Below are 20,964 nucleotides of genomic sequence, written 5' to 3'. Positions count from 1 at the left end.
AACAGTGGACTTGATAATCTATCTGAAAAAATAATAGGCAGGAAAAGACACATTTTTATACGCTTGTGTGAAATATGAAAATTATCATGTACATTTGCCCCCATGAAAAAATTAGTTATTGTAGGATGCGGACGACTCGCCGACATTGTAGCCGATGCAGTTGTCAACGGGATATTACCCGACTATGAATTGATTGGAGTTTACTCTCGCACGGCTTCAAAAGCCGAATATATTGTAAGTAAGTTGCAACAACATGGCAAACCTTGTAAGGCATGTAGCACAATCGAAGAACTGCTTGCACTAAAGCCCGACTATCTGGTAGAATCGGCTTCTCCGGCAGCAATGAAAGAGCTTGCTTTGCCTGCCTTAAAGAACGGAACATCCATTGTTACCTTATCGATTGGTGCTTTGGCAGATGCCGGCTTTTACCACGAGGTAGCAGAAACAGCTAAGCAGCATGGCACTCGCGTACATATTGTATCGGGAGCTACCGGAGGATTTGATGTGTTAAGAACAGCTTCTTTAATGGGAAATGCCTCTGCCAAGTTCTTTAACGAGAAAGGGCCGAATGCCCTTAAAGGAACTGCCGTATACGACGAGGCTTTGCAAACGGAACAACGCGTGGTTTTCTCGGGCAATGCCACAGAAGCCATCGGTCTATTCCCCACCAAGGTTAACGTGGCGGTTGCCGCTTCATTGGCTTCGGTAGGTCCTGATAATATGCAGTTCTCCATGCAGTCTACCCCCGGCTTTACCGGAGATACGCAAAGAGTGGAGATAAAAAACGATCAGGTACGTGCTGTAATAGATGTGTACAGTGCTACATCCGACATTGCAGGATGGTCGGTAGTGAACACCCTGCTTAACATTGTATCACCCATTGTATTCTGATAGATTGGCCAGTACTTTTTCGCTCAGGCGGTCAAACGCCTGGCGTGTACGGCCTGTTGACACCTGCATACAGCGCACGTGCCGATAATAGAGAAACGCTGCATCGCCCAGCGCACCTAAGGTATCACAGAAACAAAGATTATCGCCTTGCAGCCAATGGGCAAAGGGTTCTTCATCCCATGCAGGCGATAAACCGGTATTAAAGAGTATCTTTTTGTTTCCAAGTTGTTTAAATTCGGCTTCGTGCAACAATACCGTATTTCTGTTCAAGCAGCAACATACTACTTCACTTTGAGCAAGAAGTTCGCCAAGCGGTAGAAAACGATAACCTTTGGCTTTGGCTTCTTCCTTTTCGCTGCGTGCAAAGTAAGCAATATCGGCACCGAAAAACTTCAGGGCATCGGCTATCATTCCTCCCGACTTTCCGAGTCCGACGATGCCTACTTTCAGTCCGGTGATTTCGCGCGGCATCCCGTCCCATGGTTCCTGTCTGAATCCGTGCAGGCAACGTATCAACTCGCTGACTACGTATTCTACCACGCCTTCGTCGCCATAATCGCGAATGCCGGTTACGGTAATTCCCCGTTCGTTGGCAAAACGAATATCTACGTTAGCACTTTCGGGAGAGTAGAGCGAACAACACATACCTATGTACTTAATATTGGGAGCCTGCTCCAAGACTGTTTTGTTTATTCGCGAAGTATAGCTCAGGAGCACTGCATCGGCATCGCCAATACGGGCTACAATTTCGCTATCATCCGATGGAATATCGTTGTACATCACTACTTCCTTTGCATACGTATGCAATGCTTCCTCTGCTGAAGGTATCAGGCTTACGGGTTCTATGGCTACAAGTTTTTGAAACATGGTTGTTTGGGGTTTAAAAGCTAATAAAAGAGAGAATATTTACTCTCGGTTATACAAATGCAAAGGTATTTAATTAAAATCGAAATACAGCACATTACACAACTCATAAGTTGTATTATTGAAGCAAATTTCTTATATTTGCATGAAACTCGGTAAACTACATGAATATATTAAGAATAACAGATGATGGACGTTTGTGGGCTATTCAATATCCAAATCAGGAATCGGACGAATTAACCCGATTATTTGATGAATGGAATAACCCGATAGTATTATATGATTTTTTCAAAAAGAATTGGAATGACACCACTTACTTCCAAATATCATCTATTCGGGAAGCGATCGAAAAAACAATTGAAGAAAGCGAAGTTCTGGAAAGAATCGTTTTAGATATCAGTCCGGATGCCGATTTAGATATTATATTTAGAAATTTGAGTAATTATACTCACGAATTATACTTGGAGAAAGCAAAAGGAAAAATAAATAGATCTTGGTTAAGACTCTATGCCATTAAACTTTCTACCGGTATATATATAATAACAGGAGGAGCTATAAAACTAACAGCAACAATGGAAGAACGAGAACATACTCGTCAAGAACTTGTTAAAATAGAAAATGTACGCAACTTCTTAATTGAAAACGGTATTGTAGATGAAGATGGCTTTTTTGATTACATTAAAAATTAGTCGGTTATGAAAACAAGAGATGAACAAATTGCAAAATTAGAGCAGATGCAACCAAACACTCCATCAAAGTGGAGAGAAGAGGCAGAATTCCGATCAACTAATCGCGAATGGCTACGTGAATCTCAAAAGATAGCTACCACAATGCTTATCAAAATGGAAGAATTGGGGTTGAAACAATGGGATTTAGCAGAAAAGATGGGAGTATCACAGCAATACGTCAGCCGCATACTAAGAGGCAAAGAAAACTTAACCCTCAATACTATTATCAAGATTGAGGAAGCATTACATATTACAATCCTATCTCTATCAAAAGCCATATAGGCTTGGGTAATGTTAAGTAGGGAGGGAAGTTCTCCACCCCTACTCACCAATTATCCTCAACTGGCACAACACATCCCAAGCCTTGATTGGATAAGGCTTATCCTGCCTGAGTGTGCCATACACTGCATCAAAAAGACCGGTATAGTTTCCACGTGGTGCTTCTATAGGTGTAATATGTATATTTCCCTCTGCATCCATAAGGGTAAGTTTTCCCTTTTTAGGTTCGGGTTCAAAGCCATACAGGGCATTGTCTGGTGTTATTCCGTTCATTAACTGTGCTTCCTGCACATCCGAACGCTCTTTTATGTAACTTCCGTTAATGCCATGAAGGATAAAGGCCGGCTGCGGATCAACCACTAAGAGGTTGGAAGTCACCGTAACATTCAGCCCCTCGGGGTAGCTCATTTGCACAAAGAAGTAATCATCAACTTTAGTGCCCGGCCTATTAAAGCCCGTTACCTTTCTATAAGAAGTAGGACAACCAAACAAGCTGATTACCTGATCTAATAAATGTGGACCTAAATCATAGCTCACTCCTCCCCCCTCAACAGCTCCTTCTTTAAAATATTTAGGGCTAAGTTCTTTCTTGTAGCGATCGTAACGGAAATGAACTTCGCTCAACTTTCCAAGTTTACCGCTCTCAATGATGTTTCGCACTGACATGAAATCGCTATCCCAACGTCTGTTATGATACACAAATATCTGCAAATTCTTCTTTTCTGCAAGTCCGAAAAGCTCTTCTGCCTGTTCGAGTGTGATGGTAAAAGGCTTTTCTACAAGTACATGCTTTCCTTTATTCAAAGCTGCTTTGGCATGTTCGTAATGAAGATGATTGGGGGTATTTACAACAACAAGTTCGATACAGGAGTCGTCTAACAATTGTTCTACAGAGTCATAGCTCTTTATTCCCGGATAAATATCGGCTGCCTTTTTCGTACTTCTCTCCACCATAGCATCCAGGCTAAACTCCGGATGCGCATGAATAAACGGAGCATGAAAAACCTGACCCGAAAAGCCATAAGATAGAATTCCTGTTTTTATTTTTGTTTTCATAATGAATAGAGTAATTATTGCAAGTTCTATGATTCTACAAAGATTAAAAAAATATGGATACTTAAGAAACGGTTTTGAATTAATTCACCACAGATTAACACGGATTTTCACAGATTAAATTATTTCATTACAAAACCCCAAAAGGCAGAGTCTTTTAGTTAATAATCTGTGAAAATCCGCGTTAATCTGTGGTGAAATTCTCTCATTTCCTTACCTATACAATTGCTCTCTCATTTCTACCAATACCCTTTCTGCCAATTTTATATCCGGGGTATCGATTAATGATGAAGTTAAATAGTATGATTCTATATTTTCCATTAACTTATCAGCCATTACCAACAACTCATCATAATCCATATTACCGGATTTTATATTCAGCAATTGCTCTCTATTCGGGCGCCTTACATTGAGCTTTCCATCATGCAAAATTTCTTCTGCCACTTGCAACAGACGTATTGTATGCATCATGTTTTTAGAATCATAGTTCTTACCATGATTCAGGTTGGTTTGGTAACGAGTATCGTTGCGTTCTGCTACCCAATTCCAGTAATCTTTATACTCTTTGCAATAAAGCGAATAGGCTTCCATATTCCAAAATAAATAAGCAACGGCTTGCTCTCCCTTGGGTATAGATGATAATGACACTTCGTTTGCTGTTTCCTTTACGGCAATGCCATGATAGCCGTTCCTATTCTTTGAATCATAAAATAAAGCATACATTCCCTTTGCATGAGGGATAGAGCTTAATCCACATAATTCCTGAATATAACCACTTCTCTCAAGCCACTCTTCCACAGGAACCGACTGATAATTATCCATTATAAAACAAAAATCCAAGATGGTTTTACGTTTCTTTTCCACAGGATTTACTATTTTCTTTTTATATCCTCTTGCTTTTCTGATCTGTGTTAGAGCATATCCGGCAAAAGTATCTTTGCATAGCTTAGATAAAAATATATCTATGGAAAGTTTATCCATCAAAGGGTGTTTGTACAATATACATTCCTGAGGAGAAGCCAACATCTCTATAATATTGGGATTGTTTTTACAAAGTAGTTCCACAAAACGACCCAATTCATAATATACTTCATCATTGGTTTCGTTACTTATCTGTGGTATATATTCCAAACCATAAAACTGCTCTTTAGGTAAATAGAATACCCCTTTCAGGTCGGTATCCGATTGAGGAGTATCTAAGCCATAGGCTTTGCTGCCACTTATACATTCAAAGAGCAACAGCTTTCTATCTTTTATTTCTTGTATTGTCATTTTATTATTCTTTTTTTGAACAAATTGTCAGATAATCTTCTATTGGCTGTATATATACAAAACGAACATCGTAATCACTCTCAGGAGAAGAAAACTCCCACCCTCTGCTACCCGACTCACACGAATAAAGTATTTCAACGTTGTATTCTTTCTCTATTTCGGATAGATTCTTTTTTATCTGCTTTTCCATTTACAGTATCTTTGTTTTCGGTACAAAATTAAATAGTAATTACGCAGCTTTTGTGCGTACCATCCTTTTTTTGTCGTTTTCTTGCCACGGCCGCAACAGTTTTCTGCCACGGCCGCAACAATTTCCTGCCACGGCCGTAGCAGTTTCTTAGCACGGCCGCAACAATTTCTTTGCACGGGCTATCCAAACATATTCGGGAGAAATGGCAGGAATTATAAGAAACTGTTCCCAAATTTTACGGAATGGAGGGAAAAGTATTAATACTCGTACTTTTCTTCTACTTCATTTGCCATTAATATTAATATTCGTATCTTTGTAGTGTACTAATCAAACGGACATTGACTTTATGAAGTATTCAGAAGTAGAAAAGAAAGTATCAAAATACGGTTGCTACTTTGTACGACAAGGGAAGAAACATCCAATCTGGTTCAGCCCAATAACAGGAAAGGAATTTCAGCTTAGTAACCACCGAAGCGAAGAGGTTAAATTTGGAACATTAAAAAGTATTAGTAAGGATTCAGGGGTTAAGTTATAATCCTTATCCTTTGAAAAAAATAAATTATCAATGAAAAAAGTAATTGTAAATATCGAGCGTGGAAATGATGGCACTTATGGAGCCTATATAGATGAAAATCCATTATCTTACGGATTGCTTGGTGATGGGAAAACCGTAGATGAAGCTATAGAGGATTTTTATAATTCCTATAAAGAGATGAAAGATTACTATCTTGATGAAAATAAAGAATTTGAAGAAGCTGAATTTGAGTTCAAATATGATGTAGCTTCATTTTTAGCTTATTACTCAAATAAATTATCTTTAGCAGGCTTGCAACGCATAACAGGTATTAATCAAGGGCAATTAAGCCACTATATAACAGGAAGAAGCAAACCAAGCAAAAAAACTGCTGAAAAGATCGAAGAAAGCTTGCATAAATTTGCAGAAGAAATACGTCAAGTTCATTTCGTTTGATTAGTACCCTAACGAATGTTTGACAAAAGTCAGGTTCAAATATCTCTTTGATTACAACTTTAGATTTTAGCTTGACTGCCCCGATTGAAAGATTGGGGCTTTTTTTCCTTAAAAATACCCAAAGAATACGGGTTGATCCCAAATTTATCACAGAACCAACGGTCAGCGAAGCCAATAAAATTCAAAACAGTTTATAAAAAGAAAAGCGGCTGTAATCTACCGATTTCCAACCGCTTTTCTTGTGATCCAGACAGGATTCGAACCTGTGACCCACGCCTTAGAAGGGCGTTGCTCTATCCAGCTGAGCTACTGGACCATCCTTAATTGCGGTGCAAAGGTAATCCTTTTTGTGAAATATCAAAAGAGATTTTGCACTTTTTTTATCTCTATCTTATAAGAAAATAAACTATAGCCCTAAAGGCAAGCCCGACAGATACCATATTATAAAGAGTAATGTCCAGAAAAACAGAATGACTACCGAGTATCGCCATGTATATTTTATCAATGTTCCGAAAGTAGATTTCGACTCATAACGCTGCATAAAAGTCAGTACCAGAGGCAGATAAAAAAGAAAAGGGCTAATACCGTTTGTTGAGCTATCTCCTATTCGGAAAGCACATTGAGTATATTCCGGCGCTATCCCCATGTTGGCAAACATCGGAACAAAGATAAAAGCCATGAATGCCCATTTGGAAATAGCAGAACCAATAATTAAATTGATAAATGCCGTAAAGAAGATGAATAAGAGCAAAGCACCCAAATTACTTAACTCGATGGAGGTAATAAGATTCGCTCCCCAGATAGCTATACAGGTATCCAACTTTGAGTATTCTAAGGCAGCAAACATCTGCGAAGCAAAGAATACAATAACCATGTAGGTTCCCAGCAGCTTCATGGGTTGGGTAAAGCCTTTAATCACATCTGTATCGGTACGGTAACGCCCGGAAGAGAAGCCATAGATCATTCCCATCAATCCGGCACATAATGAAAGCAAAAACAAAACGCCGCTCATAAATGGTGAGCTTATTAAGCCGCCTGTTATGCCTCGTAAGAATCCGGATGAAGAAAACGTAGCCCATAAGGTTACTAAAACAAATATACTTCCGATAATCCATGAAAGCGTTATGGCTCTTCGTTCTCTTTTCGAAAGAGGCTTGTAGCTTTCAAACTGAACATCTCCATCATATTCTCCGAATGAGGGAATCAGCTTTTTAATTGTGAGCGTATATATAATAACCAAAATAAGAAAGGTGGAAACCGCCATGAAATAGTAATTAGAAAGCGGACCGACTTTCGTTGAACTTATTCCGGCAAATGCAACTGCCTCTTGGGTGGTGCGCGATAACAGTAAATCGAGCGTGGTAATAGATAGATTTACACTATAACCACAAGATACAGACACATACGCTGTTATAATACCGGCAATAGGATTCAGACCAACCGAATGAAACAAAGTAGCAGCAATAGGAAGCAATATAACATACCCGGCATCTCCGGCTAAATTAGATAGCAAGCCAAGAAAAATAACAGTAGCTACTGTGGTATATTTATTTTTATGACGCTGCCCCTTACGGATGCAGGCATTGATAAAACCCGAATGCTCGGCCACTCCAATACCAAACATGGCCACAATAACCATTCCTAAAGGAGAGAAACCGGTAAAGTTTGTTATTACATGACGCAGAAACCAACGAATACCTTCCGGGCTAAGCAAACTCTGTACATGAATCTCTGCCCCGGTATGAGGGTGCTTTACACTCAAACCGTAGATATCGAATATCCAGGATAGCAGGATTACTCCCACCATCAGCAGAAAAAACATGGTAGCCGGATGTGGTATTCGCCACTTATTCCTCATCAGGTTCTAAATTATCAATATCAATAATGCGTAATTCAAGGGCGCGAACTACCAATCTGGTAGCGTTTACTCCTACCCGTTCTCCGTTCGGAAATAACCGATTGATGAGGTCGTTCTGCCTTTTTTCCAAAGATTTAACTCCAAACGGCATCCCTTTTAAATTGGCAATCATGTCTTTGGTGTATCCAAGAGCTAAATGGCGCAGGAAACGTTCGTCATATTCATCAATATCATAGCTGATGATGGCTTCCTGACGTTTCGAGTCATTCTCTACAGATATCTTAAAGCGTTCTACTATTTTTTCGAGAATGGGATAGTTAAACACTAACTTCTTTCCATCCATTACGGCTTGTACATCCGTTTTGGTAAGGAGTTCGCCTGTTTTAAGAATAATACCATCGGCTCCGGCATCGAGTACATCTACCCAAAGTTTCTCGTTCAATATTTCGCCCGTAAAGATTAATACACGAACACCTTTGTATTTCTTAAATATATTCCGGCAAATATCAACGCCTATGGTTGTGGACCCGCCAAGACCTAAATCCAATAAAACCATATCCGGCAATTGTACTTCCATCAGATCCCAGAAATCTTTTTCGGTCATTGCAGTTCCTATTACCTCAGCATTAGGTATTTCATGTCGAAAGATTTCTTCGGTTCCTTTTAACTCCAGCTTTACATCTTCTACAATTATTACTTTAAATTTCTTATCTTCCATATTTGTTTAAAGTGTTGTTTTATATTTTATTTTTTGGGTATGGTAAAGTAAACGGTGAACCCTCCATCGGGAGCGGGTTCTGCATTAATCCGGCATCCGCGTCTGCTTGCATATTCGTCGTGATCGCGAATGATTTGTTTACATACCAGATACTCAGTTCCTCTCAGTTCTCCTTTTTCTCCGGAAGTCATTCTATTAAGATTCGGATAAAATAACTGATTGAGCTCTTCCACATCTTTATTGCGCCGGCTATCTGTAAACAGAAAATAAACAAACTCTTCCTTTACATAAGCTTTTATTTGCAATTCTCCCGGCAAAGGAACAGATAAAGATTCATCTATCAAATTTTCAAAGAGAAAATTCAGTTGGTTTAAGTCTCCCACTACCACCCATTCCGGAGGAACTTCATCAATCTTTAAGGATCTCTGATTCTTGTTTCCTTTATTTATTTTAGAGAAATACTTCTCGGCATATTTTAGCAATACAGAAACCGGTATGTTCGTTCGTCGGAATGTAACCTCCTCCAATTGTCGTGATGCACAGGAGCTCAATATGGTGAATATACCTTTATAGTATTCTATCAGCTCGGTTATTGTTTCGATGTTATTATCTTCTTCTTCCCGACTCTGATTTCCGGAATTTAATTTATCAATGATTTGCTTGATCTTATTCGGGTAATAAATCGTTTCATGCTTGATGGTAGACAAACAATTGTCGAGCACCATATTTTGCACGTGCAGCATGCTGTCTTCCCACGATGCGCGATGGGTATCTTCGTAGGCCGACTCAATATCCCGATAACGCATGGCTAATTTAACCACCGAATTAAATACAACAATGGCAATATACCTGGCAATCAATTCGAGTAATAATTGATAGGTTTCTTGCCCGGCTACTTCTTGTTTTTCCAGATAAAACACCCCAACACACTGGTTGTTTCCTGCCACTTCCACTATCAGAGGAAAAGCGAGTACAGTATCTTCTATAAGTATTTTCTTTTGTTCAAAACTCTTTCTTACAATATCCGGAAAATGCTCTTCGACAGGATTAGCAGCCAACTCCAACTGGTTACGTGCTTCATTATAAACAGCAATCCCCAGCCTGTTTATTTCGAGCAACTCATTCAGTGGTTCAAAAGCCTCCGTCACAATTTTACGCGGAATCTCTTTCAAGGTGTTTTCTTCTTTTTGCAGTGCTTCCAGGTTTTCTTCCGGGCGAATTAAAGAAGAGGGGTATATCGTTTTGTTTATTTCCAGTACTTGCTCCAGGTTCCAGCGGTTCATGAGTCGTTTACGCATATAGAGGAAGTAATAGCCTGTCAGCGAAACAATCAGCAACAAGATGCAAATAATCAGCCCAACCTTTTTATTTGTAGTGGAGCGTTCCAGAATCAAACTATACCTCTCCCAAGAAGGGTCTTCGCTAAAAAGTTTAAATAAAGATTCCCATGCTTTATTGTTATAAGAATAGGCATCCCAATTCTTCAAAGCCAGAAAAGCCACTGCTGCTTCATTTCTTATAAATAAAACGATGCTGTAATCCGTATCAAATTTTTCATCCCACCAAATTAATTCGGCAGGAGTTCCCTCTCCTTTTAAGGTTAAATCTGCTCCCTTATATTTTCCGTATTTCCGGTAATGCTGATTAAGGCGATGCATGGAAGAATCAATATATTGAAGAGCCAAATCATACTCTGCCATTACATTACAATAACGGGCTGTATCTCTAAAGGCAGAGGCTTCATCAAGTAGCTGTTCGTAAACAGGATCGGTTTCTCTGGCACTCAACGCCCCTAAAGGCAACAACAAACAAAGCAGCAGCATCATTTTTTTACGAACGCCCAATGGCAATCGAAAGAAGAAACGACTTCCTTTGCCCAAAGTACTATCGACACCAAACAAGCATACTTGAAATATTTTATTGGTTTTCCTGTACTTTTCAATAATACCTTTACAATTCATCAAACCAAACCCACTCCCTTTTTGACGCTTCAGCTCTTCTACATCCGATTCATCTGCCACACCTATTAAATGGGAATTATAGATTTTCTCTCCCTGAATTAATGCCACATCCTCCGCAGATAAACCGCGTCCGTTATCCTCAACAGAGATCTCCACATATTCATCCGTTGCACGGGCATAAACTTTAACAGTTCCACCTTCGGTAGTATATTTGCGGGCGTTCTCTGTCAGCGTGTTTATCATAAACAAGGTGAGGGCTTTATCGGCTTTAATTATCGCGTCGGTAGTTTCTACATCAAATGTTTGATGCTTCATTTCAAACGTTTTCCGGCCTTTAAGAATCAGCAAGAATAAATCATTTAATGCAAAGTTTTCAATATTCAAGCTTAAAGATCCTTGTTTCATTTTAATCCATAAAGCCAGAATGTCGTTATATTCGTTGATGGTAGTAACAAGTTCATCTATATATTGAAATTTCTCCAGTTTAATGCTCTCATTCTTTATAAAGCCTTTTTCTTTCAGCTTATAAACCTCATTAATAATTCGATCAATATAAGGAATGATACCATTTACAATGCTTAAACATGCCTTCTTTATCAGGTTCTCGCGTTTATTACGTGCAATGTGTTGCTCGAATATATACTTTTGTTTTTCCAGATTTTCCTGTTCGTCGCCCAACATTATAAACGTAATTCCGTTATCTACCGTCCAGGCAATGTATGGAGTTATGACTTGAAGCAGCGCTTGTTCATCCTTAGATAAAGAACGACTGGTTTGAATCCCTACAATCCCTATGGGTTGTTCCTTATCGGGTACATACAAAGGATATTCGATCATTCCCTCCCAATCTTCTTCTGCAACAGCCTCCTCGTCGTCGGTGTTCGTAAAGAGAGAAATTCGCATTTCGGTAACATGAAAAAGCTCCTGCATATCAGGCAGTATAGCAGCCACAATGGCCTCTACAATGTCTTTTTCTTCGGTTACGTGAGCAGGCACCGAAGCCATAATCTTTTGGCAGATGTCTAATACTTTTTTTAACCGGGATGTATAGATGCGATTACGAACCTTCGTGCGATTATTAAAGATCCAGAACAAAGAAATAACCAGAACAATACTCAGAATAACGAACAGCAAAACCACATTAAGCTGCTTAGACTCCTTTTCTAAGGCAAGGTAGCGACTCTCCGATTCTTTATCCTGACGAGTAAACTCCAGAATTTCCATATAAACATTTCTGTTATAATTGGATTGTGCTTTCATACCCAATCCGGCATAAGAAACACTTAATTGCTCGCGGATACTCGAAATCCATTCCGGAACGGTTTTCACTTGCAGGGTTTGTCCTGTTTCGATGTCCTTGCCCGTTACCCAACGTATTTCTGTTCGAACAGTTTCTTTCTCAACATAAGGTTTCAGAACATCTTGTTCCTCGTGCGTATTTGCGTAGTAAAGTTTGTGGTGAAGATTCACATATTCCAGTGCTTTAGTCAACGAATCTAATGCCTGATCATAGTATCCGTGACTATTCAAATATCTGCTGATAGTTACATAAGTTCCCGCTATTTGATAGATATCATTGTATTTTTTAAACTTAGCAAGTGCCCTCGTTCCCAATTCAAGCGGGAGCTGATTGTCTACAGGCAAATCAAACTGAGTAAGCGCATGAAAGCGTTTTTGATAAAAGAAGTCATAATCATCCGGAGAAGCCATCAGATTAGCCAATCCTTGCAAACCATTTGCCTCAAAATACAGATACCCTTTATTGGAGGCGTGTTGCCAGGTATAAAAAAGTTCATCAAACTCACTCAGTCGCCTATCATCAAGAGAAAGCCCCGTAAAATATCCGCCGGTTCCTTTTATATAATGGTAATATAATAGCTGATTTGTATCGCTGGCCAACTCTTCATGCCTGATTTGATTGATGGAAAAAGCTGCTTCGGGAAACTGACGAAGATAATAGTAATAAATAGCAGAAGTGATAAAGTATTCTGTATATGCATAATTCAAACGAATGACTTCATGTGTATCAATAAACAGATTCCGTTCTTCATCAATACGTTTCATACGGCTAATGGCAGAGTTCAGGTAATCATAAAACTCTTTATTCATTGCAGTACGTTGATATATTTTCATCAAACCAATATCTGCAATAAGTAGTTCCAATTCGTTTTGTGTGAGGTCATATACTTCCTTATGCAGTTTTTCTGCCATATCAAAGTTCATTTGCATAAAAGAACAGAAAGCCAGATTATTACAAGCTTCTGCCTTTCCTTGCGAATATAGCGATGCCTCTTCATAAGCCTGCCAGGCAATATAGTAAGAAGAATCTAAATTCTTATATCGATAGGCATAAGATGCCCGATTTAAAGAATCAAGAATCTGTACTTCTTTCGTTGGCGCCGTTCCTACACACGAAAAAAGGAAAGAAAACAATATTAATACGAAAAGTATAACCGGATACCTATGGTTCATCTTGTTGTTTAAATCACTGATTGCAAATGTACATAAAAACAACGATTTATAAGTGGGGGCGAATAAAAATAATAACGGATATGCCACCCGGAGCATTACTGCCTTAAAGCAATTTATTTTTCTAATTATTTGGAAAACCGGATTTTAGCTATATATTTGCACAGTTTATAACCAAATGTGCAATAACGATGAATAACAGCTTTATCTCATTTATTGAGAACAGCATCAAGAAAAACTGGGACTTGAATGCACTTACCGACTACAGCGGTGCAACACTTCAATATAAAGATGTAGCGAGGAAGATTGAAAAAATCCACATTATCTTTGAGGAAAGTGGCGTTAAAAAGGGCGATAAAGTAGCCATTTGCGGCCGCAATAGTTCTCATTGGGGAGTAACTTTCCTTGCCACACTTACTTACGGCGCTGTGGTAGTTCCTATACTACATGAATTTAAGGCAGACAATGTGCATAATATCGTCAATCATTCGGAAGCAAAGCTTTTCTTCGTTGGAGATGTGGTTTGGGAAAACCTGAATGAAGCCGCCATGCCTTTATTAGAGGGTATTATGGCTATGCAAGATTTCTCGATCCTGGTATCAAGAAGCGAGAAACTGACTCATGCCCGAGAACACTTAAATGAATTATTCGGGAAAAAATATCCCAAGAACTTCCGTACAGAACATATCAACTATCATAAAGACCAACCCGATGAGTTAGCAGTCATCAACTACACTTCCGGCACTACCAGCTACTCTAAAGGAGTAATGTTGCCTTACCGTAGTTTATGGTCGAACACTCTATTTGCGCATGAGGTCTTACCGCTTAAATCGGGCAATAAAGTGGTATCTATGCTTCCTATGGCGCACATGTATGGACTTTCTTTCGAGTTTCTGTATGAATTTTCTGTGGGTTGCCAAATTTTCTTCCTGACACGTACTCCAAGTCCTAAAATCATAGCACAGGCTTTTGCAGATGTCAAACCCAATTTAGTGGTTGCCGTACCTTTAATTATTGAAAAGATCATTAAGAAAAACGTACTGCCCAAACTGCAAACACCTACTATGAAGATTTTGCTCAAAGTACCTATTATTAATGATAAAATAAAGGCTGCCGTACGAGAAAAAGTAGTTAATGCCTTTGGAGGAAACTTTGTAGAAGTTATCATTGGCGGAGCGGCATTCAACCAAGAGGTAGAGCAATTCCTTAAAATGATTGATTTCCCATACACAGTAGGTTATGGTATGACGGAATGTGGCCCTATTATTACTTACGAAGACTGGAAAGACTTCAAGCCCGGTTCTTGCGGAAAAGCAGCCCCGAGAATGGAAGTGAAAATTCTATCGTCCGACCCTCAAAATATTGTAGGCGAAATTGTGTGTAAAGGTCCCAATACCATGTTAGGCTACTACAAAAATGAAGAAGCAACCGCCGAAGTAATGGATAAAGACGGATGGCTACACACCGGAGACCTTGGAATAATAGATGCCGAAGGCAATGTTACCATTAAAGGACGCAACAAAAACCTTTTATTGGGAGCCAGCGGACAAAACATCTACCCGGAAGAGATTGAAGATAAACTAAACAACATGCCTTACGTATCCGAAAGTATTATCGTTCAGCAAAACGATAAGTTGGTAGGATTGGTATATCCGGACTTCGACGATGCCTTCGCTAACGGATTCAAAGCAGAAGATATGGAACGGGTGATGGAAGAGAACAGGATTGCCCTGAATCAAACATTGCCGGCATACAGCCAGATTTCTAAAATGAAAGTTTATCCCGAAGAATTCGAAAAAACACCTAAGAAGAGTATTAAACGTTTCTTGTATCAAGAGGCTAAAGGATAAGAAACAGATGTACTGGAAGCACGACCAAGCATGTTGGTATCGTGCTTTCAGCACTCAGGTTCGTTATGAACAATCATCGACCCTGCATTGTATTCGTATGAGAATCCATGTGTGTATTAATATGTTGTCTTTCCGATTCTGAGGATGCATTATTCAGCAAGGCATTGCGATGTGCGTTAAGATGAATCTCCAAACCCGAATTACCAACAGGTGCAACTCCTGTTACTACTTGAGGTTGCCGGCAATTATCTGGAGGGCAGGCGTGATTTATTATCCATTCTTTATTCCATTCTTTTAGTCGCCCATCTACAAAATATAATTTGTAGATTGCTTCATCAATCGTTTTATACCCCCAAACCTCAACATGCTCTGTAACACCAATAACCTCGTAAGTTTTGCCCATAATGGCTATTACTTCATTCTTGTTCATATCAATCTCTACATCTTTGATTCGAGTATTTGCTGTAAACATGTTGCCATAGGAGGCACAAGAGGTTAAAATTATCAGAAGCAACACACCTAAAAACAGATTCTTTATCATAGCATTTATCTTTTAAAAATTGTTCTCTAAAGATAAAAAGGGAAATCCATATATAACAAGGGGCATTCCTATTCCCCAAAGGAGAAAACTATAAAAGATAGAAGCTCGGCTCTGTTTTACTGCTATTAAATTTAGAAATTTATTCTACCTTTGCCCTGTAATTCTAACTCATTAACCCAGTTTCAACAATGAGCCAAATCGAAAAAATCATAGATAAAGCTACCTGGAACCGCAAAGAGCACTTCGAACATTTCAGTGCTTTCGACGATCCTTTCTTCGGCGTTACCGTCAATGTAGATTGCACCGCCACCTACCAGCATGCCAAAAACACGGGACTTTCCTTTTCTCTACTCGTGTTGCACCGCATCATCACTGCCGCCTGCCGGGTAGAAGAATTCCGTTATCGCATTGAGGGCGACCAGATCGTTTGTTACAACAGCCTCGTGCCCGAAGCCACCATCGCCCGTGCCGACCATACATTTTCCTTTGCTTCCTTTGAGTATGATGCCGACGAAACCATCTTTGTGCAAAAAGCAAAAGCCGAGATTGAGCGTTTGCAACCCACCACAGGGCTCAATAAAGGAGGTACATTTCACCCCAACGCCATACACTACTCTGCTGTGCCGTGGTATGCCTTTACCGATATGAAGCACCCCACCAATATGCGTTCGGGTGATAGCGTTCCTAAAATTTCGACAGGTAAGTTCTTCCGCGAAGGAGATAGACTGATGCTTCCCATCTCCATTACCTGCCATCATGGGTTGATGGATGGATATCATGTGGGAGAGTTTTTAGAGGTGCTTTCGTTTCATTTTTAGAAAGCATAGATTATATTATAAAATTCAAAACAGCTTATGATCACATTTCCTAATGCCAAAATCAATCTTGGCTTAAATATTACAGAAAAAAGACCGGATGGATATCATAATTTAGAAACCATCTTCTACCCTATTCCGTGGGAAGATGCTTTAGAAATAAACCCGTTAAGCTGTTCAAACAAAGAAAAAATCATATTACATCAAAGCGGAATAACGATTGAAGGAAATCCGGATGATAACCTAATAGCCAAAGCTTATCATTTATTAGATAAAGACTTTGGGCTTCCTTCCATCGAAACATACATTCATAAGCATATCCCTACAGGGGCAGGGTTAGGAGGCGGCTCTTCCGACGCTGCTTTTATGCTTAAGTTATTGAATGAACAGTTCCAGTTGAGTATTTCCGATGAAAAGTTGGAAGAGTACGCTGCCATTTTAGGAGCAGATTGTGCCTTCTTTATTAAAAATAAGCCAACGTATGCCGAAGGTATTGGCAACGTATTTTCTCCGATATCTTTATCCCTGAAAGGCTATCACCTGTTTGTTATTAAACCGGATGTGTTTATCTCTACTCGTGATGCTTTTGCTGCTATCAAACCGCATAAGCCGGCACATTCACTCAAAAAAGTGATTACTCGTCCGGTTTCCGAATGGAAGAATTTAATGATTAACGACTTTGAGGAAAGCGTCTTTCCTAAGTTCCCTTTAATTGCCGAGATAAAAGAGACTTTATATAATCAAGGGGCTATCTATGCCTCGATGTCTGGTTCAGGTTCTTCTGTTTATGGTATTTTTAGCGAAGAAGTTCATATAGAGTTACTGAAGGATAAAGGGGTAAGTTTACAAATGGAGTTGAAATAAATTTTGAACCGCAGAGTTACGCAGATTAACGCAGATTTTTAAAGTTTTTCTTTATTCAAAGCGAATTGCGAAGCGTGTTTATGACTTCACTCATAATAACTACTCTGCGTCAATCTGCGTAACTCCGCGGTTCAAAACACTAAATACTCAAAATATTAACACTATATCCCATAAACAAACCACTTTCAATTACTCCTGTTATCGTCTTTATATCCTTCTCCATATTAAAGGAAATATGATCGAACCAAGCATCTAATACAAAGTTGCCGTTTTCGGTAAAGCTCGGACCATCTTTTCCTTTGGCGGAGCGAAGTATTACCTCTTTGGCTCCTAAAGCCTTCAATTGTTCTTCCACATAAAGCAAGGCATTGGGGAAAACTTCTACCGGTACCGGGAATTTAGAACCTAAACGATCTACAAATTTCGATTCGTCTACAATTATATAAACCTCTTTACTATTGGCAATAAGCAGCTTTTCTTTAAACATGGCTCCTCCTCTACCCTTAATCAAGCAGCTTTGCGGGTCTACTTCGTCGGCACCATCAAAAGTCCAATCCGGCGTTTTTTCCCAAAGTGTTGTCTGGGGGATACCTAATTGCGTACACGTCATAGATAGTTCCATAGAGGCAGGAATGGCCTGAATATTCAGTTTTTCTTTCTTTATACGCTCGGCCACAGCAAGGGCTGCAATATAAACGGTAGATCCTGACCCAATACCAATTACATCTCCATCTTTTACTTTAGCAGCAATTTCTTTAGCCACTCGTTCTTTGCCCTCCCGGTTCGTGATAGCATCCGACCACTGCAAGTTGTTAATGATGGTATTTTTCCAATTCATATTTTAAATTTATCAAATGAAATCCTATCAATAAACAAAAAAATCATAAGAACAGTTTACTATGTACCATATTTTATGTATGTTTGGTTACATCATAATTAAGAAATAGAACATTATGAATCAAATAAGAATTTCCATCGTTATTTTATTAGGTCTTTTACTCTCTCCTTTCAGTAGGATACAAGCACAGTGCGAACGAGTAAACAATGCCTTTAAAGAAGGAGAAGTATTAAGTTATGATTTGTATTTCAAATACGGACTTTTATATACCAAAGCCGGGCGTTCATCGTTAACAGTAACTAACGACTATTACAATGGACAAAAAGCATACAAAATGAAACTAACCGCCAAATCTTCCGGAGTAGCTAAAAAGTTCTTCTCTATGTCGGATACGCTGACTGCTTACACCACCAAAGCGGTTGTTCCATTAGCCTACATGAAAGATGCACACGAAAGCAAAGATCATACCATAGAACGAGCCACTTATCAATATAACCCCAATGGAGTGAAGTTGCGAACCATTAGCCGCCGAAACAATAAACTACGATATGACACCATTCATGTTTCTCCCACATGTATGTATGATATGCTTAGTATTTTATACTATGTTCGCACGATTAATTACGACGGGATGAAAAAGGGCGACGAGGTAGTTGTTCCCTGTTTTTCAGGCAGAAGCAAAATACAAATGAGCATTCAATATGAAGGAACCGACAAAGTTTCGGCCAACGATAAACGAGATTATAATTGCCACAAGCTTGTTTTGATAGCCAAAGATGATGCCTTCGAGAATGGAGATGAAGCCATGAAAGTGTACATCACCAACGATGCAAATAAAATCCCCATTCGTATTGAATCTAAACTTAAAGTAGGTTCTACCCGGGTAATTCTTAATGGGTACGAAGGACTGAGAAATTAATTTAAGCTAAAAAGCTCTTCACCTTTCAATTTGAAAGAAAATTCACTCAAAACAGGATAAAAACAAGCAAACAAAAGGCTATAACACCCAAATAAGAATACAAAACATTTCTTTATGTCTAAAAACATATAAAAACGAAGGTAAAAAAGCCCTTATTTTGCTCATTTTTCACAGCTCATATAAATCTTTTCTACAAATAAAGATTATCTTTGTGCTGCATTTTATTCATACCCTATGCTATGGAAGAATTAAAAGCAATCAAAGATCAATTAAATAAGGGAGAAGTAGAACAAGCTATTCAGAAACTAAATATCTACCTTTCCAACCTCGACTCTCCACAAAAAGACGAGGCTTATTATTTACTTGGCAATGCTTACCGAAAAAAAGGTGATTGGCAACAAGCCCTGAACAATTACCAACAAGCTATTGAAATTAACCCGGAAAGCCCGGCGGCAAATGCCCGAAAAATGGTGATGGACATTCTTGAGTTCTATCATAAAGATATGTATAATCAATAACGAATAATATTAAGACTAACGTAATCAACTAATTATGGCTAAAATAAAAGGAGCAATTGTAGTGGATACCGAGCGTTGTAAAGGATGTAACCTTTGTGTAGTTGCTTGTCCGCTCAATGTAATTTCCCTCGCCAAAGAGGTAAACAAAAAAGGGTATAATTACGCCCTGCAAACAAAAGAAGATACTTGCAACGGATGTAGCTCATGTGCTATTGTTTGTCCGGACGGATGTATCTCAGTATATAAGGTGAAAGTGGAAGAGACTAAATAAAAAAAACATAATGGAAGAAATCGTATTATTAAAAGGTAACGAAGCCATATCTCACGCAGCAGTTCGTTGCGGAGCCGATGGTTACTTTGGTTACCCTATCACTCCTCAATCGGAAATACTCGAAACACTTGCCGAGCTAAAACCGTGGGAAACCACAGGTATGGTAGTGCTTCAGGCAGAAAGTGAAGTAGCAGCTATCAATATGGTATACGGTGGTGCAGGAACAGGAAAGATGGTAATGACGTCATCATCGAGCCCCGGTATCAGCCTTAAACAAGAAGGAATATCCTATATAGCAGGTGCCGAGTTGCCTTGTCTGATTGTAAATGTTATGCGCGGAGGCCCCGGGTTAGGAACCATTCAACCAAGTCAGGCCGATTATTTCCAAACGGTAAAAGGCGGTGGTCATGGCGATTACAGATTAATTACGCTTGCCCCTTCATCCGTACAGGAGATGGCAGATTTTGTGAGCACCGGTTTTGATCTGGCTTTTAAATACCGCAACCCGGTTATGATTTTAACCGATGGCGTTATCGGTCAGATGATGGAAAAGGTAGTTCTTCCCGAACAGAAGCCTCGCCGCACAGAAAAAGAAGTTCTTGAACAATGCCCATGGGCTGCAAACGGAAGAACAAAGGGACGGAAACCCAATGTTATTACTTCGTTAGAATTGCAACCGGAGCCAATGGAACAAAACAATTTAAGATTCCAGGCTAAATATAAGGTTATAGAAGAAAACGAAGTTCGTTTCGAAGAAATTAACTGCGATGATGCCGATTACTTAATCGTAGCTTTTGGTTCAATGGCTCGTATCGGACAAAAAGCCATGGAGTTAGCTCGCGAAGAAGGTATTAAAGTAGGTATCCTTCGCCCCATCACTCTTTGGCCATTCCCAACCAAGGCAATTGCCGGATATGCGGAACAAGTAAAGGGAATGCTCTCTTTGGAACTCAACGCCGGTCAAATGGTAGAGGATATTCGACTTGCCGTAAACGGTAAAGTAAAGGTGGAACACTTTGGACGTCTGGGAGGAATCGTTCCCGATCCGGATGAAATAGTTAAAGCACTGAAAGAGAAACTTGTAAATTAGACTAT

General features: G+C 39.3%; 21 protein-coding genes and 1 tRNA gene. 12 read left to right on the top strand and 10 right to left on the bottom strand.

The window, feature by feature from the left end; genetic code table 11:
* Positions 1–102 precede the first annotated feature (102 nt).
* Complete coding sequence (locus tag D0T60_RS11525) at positions 103–891, top strand: aspartate dehydrogenase domain-containing protein (RefSeq protein WP_163218307.1); 789 nt, start codon at positions 103–105, stop codon at positions 889–891.
* Here the strand turns inward: D0T60_RS11525 and D0T60_RS11520 are convergent.
* Positions 874–1,758, bottom strand: a complete 885-nt coding sequence (locus D0T60_RS11520) for an NAD(P)-dependent oxidoreductase (RefSeq protein ID WP_163218306.1) — start codon at positions 1,756–1,758, stop codon at positions 874–876. The genes D0T60_RS11525 and D0T60_RS11520 overlap by 18 nt on opposite strands.
* 161 nt (positions 1,759–1,919) lie before the next feature.
* Here D0T60_RS11520 and D0T60_RS11515 point away from each other — a divergent pair, with 161 nt between their 5' ends.
* Together D0T60_RS11515 and D0T60_RS11510 are read left to right on the top strand one after the other, a co-directional pair.
* Positions 1,920–2,444 (top strand): hypothetical protein, encoded by a 525-nt coding sequence (locus tag D0T60_RS11515; protein WP_163218305.1) that lies wholly within the window; start codon positions 1,920–1,922, stop codon positions 2,442–2,444.
* Positions 2,445–2,450: 6 nt separating this feature from the next.
* Entirely contained in the window at positions 2,451–2,765 is a 315-nt protein-coding gene (locus D0T60_RS11510; RefSeq protein ID WP_163218304.1) for a helix-turn-helix transcriptional regulator, read from the top strand.
* Positions 2,766–2,804: 39 nt separating this feature from the next.
* Here the strand turns inward: D0T60_RS11510 and D0T60_RS11505 are convergent, their stop codons facing one another.
* The 3 genes from D0T60_RS11505 to D0T60_RS11495 all read right to left on the bottom strand — a co-directional run bounded on the left by D0T60_RS11505 (position 2,805) and on the right by D0T60_RS11495 (position 5,277).
* Positions 2,805–3,818: a Gfo/Idh/MocA family oxidoreductase gene (locus D0T60_RS11505; RefSeq protein ID WP_163218303.1), complete on the bottom strand. Its 1,014-nt coding sequence runs from the start codon at positions 3,816–3,818 to the stop codon at positions 2,805–2,807.
* A gap of 210 nt (positions 3,819–4,028) precedes the next feature.
* Positions 4,029–5,087, bottom strand: a complete 1,059-nt coding sequence (locus D0T60_RS11500) for a DNA polymerase beta superfamily protein (RefSeq protein ID WP_163218302.1) — start codon at positions 5,085–5,087, stop codon at positions 4,029–4,031.
* A 4-nt stretch (positions 5,088–5,091) separates the two neighbouring features.
* Positions 5,092–5,277: a DNA polymerase beta superfamily protein gene (locus D0T60_RS11495; protein WP_163218301.1), complete on the bottom strand. Its 186-nt coding sequence runs from the start codon at positions 5,275–5,277 to the stop codon at positions 5,092–5,094.
* A gap of 346 nt (positions 5,278–5,623) precedes the next feature.
* Between D0T60_RS11495 and D0T60_RS19050 the strand changes: the two genes are divergently transcribed.
* Both D0T60_RS19050 and D0T60_RS11485 read left to right on the top strand, forming a co-directional pair.
* Positions 5,624–5,812, top strand: coding sequence for a type II toxin-antitoxin system HicA family toxin (locus tag D0T60_RS19050; protein WP_163218300.1), 189 nt, complete (start codon positions 5,624–5,626; stop codon positions 5,810–5,812).
* A 30-nt stretch (positions 5,813–5,842) separates the two neighbouring features.
* Complete coding sequence (locus D0T60_RS11485; protein ID WP_163218299.1) at positions 5,843–6,247, top strand: type II toxin-antitoxin system HicB family antitoxin; 405 nt, start codon at positions 5,843–5,845, stop codon at positions 6,245–6,247.
* A gap of 242 nt (positions 6,248–6,489) precedes the next feature.
* Here the strand turns inward: D0T60_RS11485 and D0T60_RS11480 are convergent.
* The 4 genes from D0T60_RS11480 to D0T60_RS11465 all read right to left on the bottom strand — a co-directional run bounded on the left by D0T60_RS11480 (position 6,490) and on the right by D0T60_RS11465 (position 13,256).
* Positions 6,490–6,563: transfer RNA gene (locus D0T60_RS11480), tRNA-Arg, on the bottom strand.
* Between the two features lie 90 nt (positions 6,564–6,653).
* Positions 6,654–8,105 carry an AbgT family transporter gene (locus D0T60_RS11475; RefSeq protein ID WP_163218298.1) on the bottom strand — a complete coding sequence of 484 codons (1,452 nt, stop codon included), beginning with the start codon at positions 8,103–8,105 and terminating at the stop codon, positions 6,654–6,656.
* Positions 8,095–8,823 (bottom strand): DUF5932 domain-containing protein, encoded by a 729-nt coding sequence (locus D0T60_RS11470; RefSeq protein WP_163218297.1) that lies wholly within the window; start codon positions 8,821–8,823, stop codon positions 8,095–8,097. Before D0T60_RS11470 ends, D0T60_RS11475 begins: the two co-directional genes overlap by 11 nt.
* Before the next feature lie 26 nt (positions 8,824–8,849).
* Positions 8,850–13,256, bottom strand: a complete 4,407-nt coding sequence (locus D0T60_RS11465) for a DUF5113 domain-containing protein (protein WP_163218296.1) — start codon at positions 13,254–13,256, stop codon at positions 8,850–8,852.
* A 188-nt stretch (positions 13,257–13,444) separates the two neighbouring features.
* On the opposite strand from D0T60_RS11465, the gene D0T60_RS11460 reads away from it, so the two are divergent.
* Positions 13,445–15,103 carry an AMP-binding protein gene (locus tag D0T60_RS11460; RefSeq protein ID WP_163218295.1) on the top strand — a complete coding sequence of 553 codons (1,659 nt, stop codon included), beginning with the start codon at positions 13,445–13,447 and terminating at the stop codon, positions 15,101–15,103.
* A 73-nt stretch (positions 15,104–15,176) separates the two neighbouring features.
* On the opposite strand, the gene D0T60_RS11455 is transcribed toward D0T60_RS11460, so the two are convergent.
* The gene (locus D0T60_RS11455) at positions 15,177–15,644 is read right to left on the bottom strand and encodes a hypothetical protein (RefSeq protein WP_163218294.1); all 468 of its coding nucleotides are present in this window, start codon (positions 15,642–15,644) and stop codon (positions 15,177–15,179) included.
* Positions 15,645–15,832: 188 nt separating this feature from the next.
* Between D0T60_RS11455 and D0T60_RS11450 the strand changes: the two genes are divergently transcribed.
* Together D0T60_RS11450 and ispE are read left to right on the top strand one after the other, a co-directional pair.
* Complete coding sequence (locus tag D0T60_RS11450; protein ID WP_163218293.1) at positions 15,833–16,462, top strand: chloramphenicol acetyltransferase; 630 nt, start codon at positions 15,833–15,835, stop codon at positions 16,460–16,462.
* A gap of 36 nt (positions 16,463–16,498) precedes the next feature.
* Positions 16,499–17,323, top strand: a complete 825-nt coding sequence (gene ispE / locus D0T60_RS11445; protein WP_163218292.1) for a 4-(cytidine 5'-diphospho)-2-C-methyl-D-erythritol kinase — start codon at positions 16,499–16,501, stop codon at positions 17,321–17,323.
* 139 nt (positions 17,324–17,462) lie between these two features.
* On the opposite strand, the gene rpiA is transcribed toward ispE, so the two are convergent.
* Positions 17,463–18,161, bottom strand: a complete 699-nt coding sequence (rpiA, locus tag D0T60_RS11440; protein ID WP_163218291.1) for a ribose 5-phosphate isomerase A — start codon at positions 18,159–18,161, stop codon at positions 17,463–17,465.
* A 115-nt stretch (positions 18,162–18,276) separates the two neighbouring features.
* Here rpiA and D0T60_RS11435 point away from each other — a divergent pair, with 115 nt between their 5' ends.
* From D0T60_RS11435 to D0T60_RS11420, 4 genes are all read left to right on the top strand, one after another.
* Positions 18,277–19,080, top strand: a complete 804-nt coding sequence (locus D0T60_RS11435) for a DUF3108 domain-containing protein (protein WP_163218290.1) — start codon at positions 18,277–18,279, stop codon at positions 19,078–19,080.
* Positions 19,081–19,319: 239 nt separating this feature from the next.
* Positions 19,320–19,598 (top strand): tetratricopeptide repeat protein, encoded by a 279-nt coding sequence (locus D0T60_RS11430; protein ID WP_163218289.1) that lies wholly within the window; start codon positions 19,320–19,322, stop codon positions 19,596–19,598.
* A 34-nt stretch (positions 19,599–19,632) separates the two neighbouring features.
* Positions 19,633–19,869, top strand: a complete 237-nt coding sequence (locus tag D0T60_RS11425; RefSeq protein ID WP_163218288.1) for a ferredoxin family protein — start codon at positions 19,633–19,635, stop codon at positions 19,867–19,869.
* A gap of 7 nt (positions 19,870–19,876) precedes the next feature.
* Positions 19,877–20,959: a 3-methyl-2-oxobutanoate dehydrogenase subunit VorB gene (locus tag D0T60_RS11420; protein WP_163218314.1), complete on the top strand. Its 1,083-nt coding sequence runs from the start codon at positions 19,877–19,879 to the stop codon at positions 20,957–20,959.
* Positions 20,960–20,964 lie beyond the last annotated feature (5 nt).

The sequence above is a fragment of the Bacteroides sp. 224 genome (assembly GCF_010500995.1).
Taxonomy (GTDB): domain Bacteria; phylum Bacteroidota; class Bacteroidia; order Bacteroidales; family Bacteroidaceae; genus Bacteroides.
The sequence above is the reverse complement of the archived record's forward strand: the minus strand, read 5'-3'. Positions and strand labels throughout refer to the sequence as shown.

What these genes read in the sequence shown, in the direction of transcription:
- D0T60_RS11485 (WP_163218299.1), top strand. Translation starts at nt 5,843, where the DNA reads ATGAAAAAAGTAATTGTAAATATCGAGCGTGGAAATGATGGCACTTAT.
- D0T60_RS11460 (WP_163218295.1), top strand. Translation starts at nt 13,445, where the DNA reads ATGAATAACAGCTTTATCTCATTTATTGAGAACAGCATCAAGAAAAAC.
- ispE (WP_163218292.1), top strand. Translation starts at nt 16,499, where the DNA reads ATGATCACATTTCCTAATGCCAAAATCAATCTTGGCTTAAATATTACA.
- D0T60_RS11470 (WP_163218297.1), bottom strand. Translation starts at nt 8,823, where the DNA reads ATGGAAGATAAGAAATTTAAAGTAATAATTGTAGAAGATGTAAAGCTG.
- rpiA (WP_163218291.1), bottom strand. Translation starts at nt 18,161, where the DNA reads ATGAATTGGAAAAATACCATCATTAACAACTTGCAGTGGTCGGATGCT.
- D0T60_RS11515 (WP_163218305.1), top strand. Translation starts at nt 1,920, where the DNA reads ATGAATATATTAAGAATAACAGATGATGGACGTTTGTGGGCTATTCAA.
- D0T60_RS11495 (WP_163218301.1), bottom strand. Translation starts at nt 5,277, where the DNA reads ATGGAAAAGCAGATAAAAAAGAATCTATCCGAAATAGAGAAAGAATAC.
- D0T60_RS11505 (WP_163218303.1), bottom strand. Translation starts at nt 3,818, where the DNA reads ATGAAAACAAAAATAAAAACAGGAATTCTATCTTATGGCTTTTCGGGT.
- D0T60_RS11525 (WP_163218307.1), top strand. Translation starts at nt 103, where the DNA reads ATGAAAAAATTAGTTATTGTAGGATGCGGACGACTCGCCGACATTGTA.
- D0T60_RS11475 (WP_163218298.1), bottom strand. Translation starts at nt 8,105, where the DNA reads ATGAGGAATAAGTGGCGAATACCACATCCGGCTACCATGTTTTTTCTG.
- D0T60_RS11435 (WP_163218290.1), top strand. Translation starts at nt 18,277, where the DNA reads ATGAATCAAATAAGAATTTCCATCGTTATTTTATTAGGTCTTTTACTC.
- D0T60_RS11520 (WP_163218306.1), bottom strand. Translation starts at nt 1,758, where the DNA reads ATGTTTCAAAAACTTGTAGCCATAGAACCCGTAAGCCTGATACCTTCA.
- D0T60_RS11500 (WP_163218302.1), bottom strand. Translation starts at nt 5,087, where the DNA reads ATGACAATACAAGAAATAAAAGATAGAAAGCTGTTGCTCTTTGAATGT.
- D0T60_RS11450 (WP_163218293.1), top strand. Translation starts at nt 15,833, where the DNA reads ATGAGCCAAATCGAAAAAATCATAGATAAAGCTACCTGGAACCGCAAA.
- D0T60_RS11430 (WP_163218289.1), top strand. Translation starts at nt 19,320, where the DNA reads ATGGAAGAATTAAAAGCAATCAAAGATCAATTAAATAAGGGAGAAGTA.
- D0T60_RS19050 (WP_163218300.1), top strand. Translation starts at nt 5,624, where the DNA reads ATGAAGTATTCAGAAGTAGAAAAGAAAGTATCAAAATACGGTTGCTAC.
- D0T60_RS11510 (WP_163218304.1), top strand. Translation starts at nt 2,451, where the DNA reads ATGAAAACAAGAGATGAACAAATTGCAAAATTAGAGCAGATGCAACCA.
- D0T60_RS11465 (WP_163218296.1), bottom strand. Translation starts at nt 13,256, where the DNA reads ATGAACCATAGGTATCCGGTTATACTTTTCGTATTAATATTGTTTTCT.
- D0T60_RS11425 (WP_163218288.1), top strand. Translation starts at nt 19,633, where the DNA reads ATGGCTAAAATAAAAGGAGCAATTGTAGTGGATACCGAGCGTTGTAAA.
- D0T60_RS11455 (WP_163218294.1), bottom strand. Translation starts at nt 15,644, where the DNA reads ATGATAAAGAATCTGTTTTTAGGTGTGTTGCTTCTGATAATTTTAACC.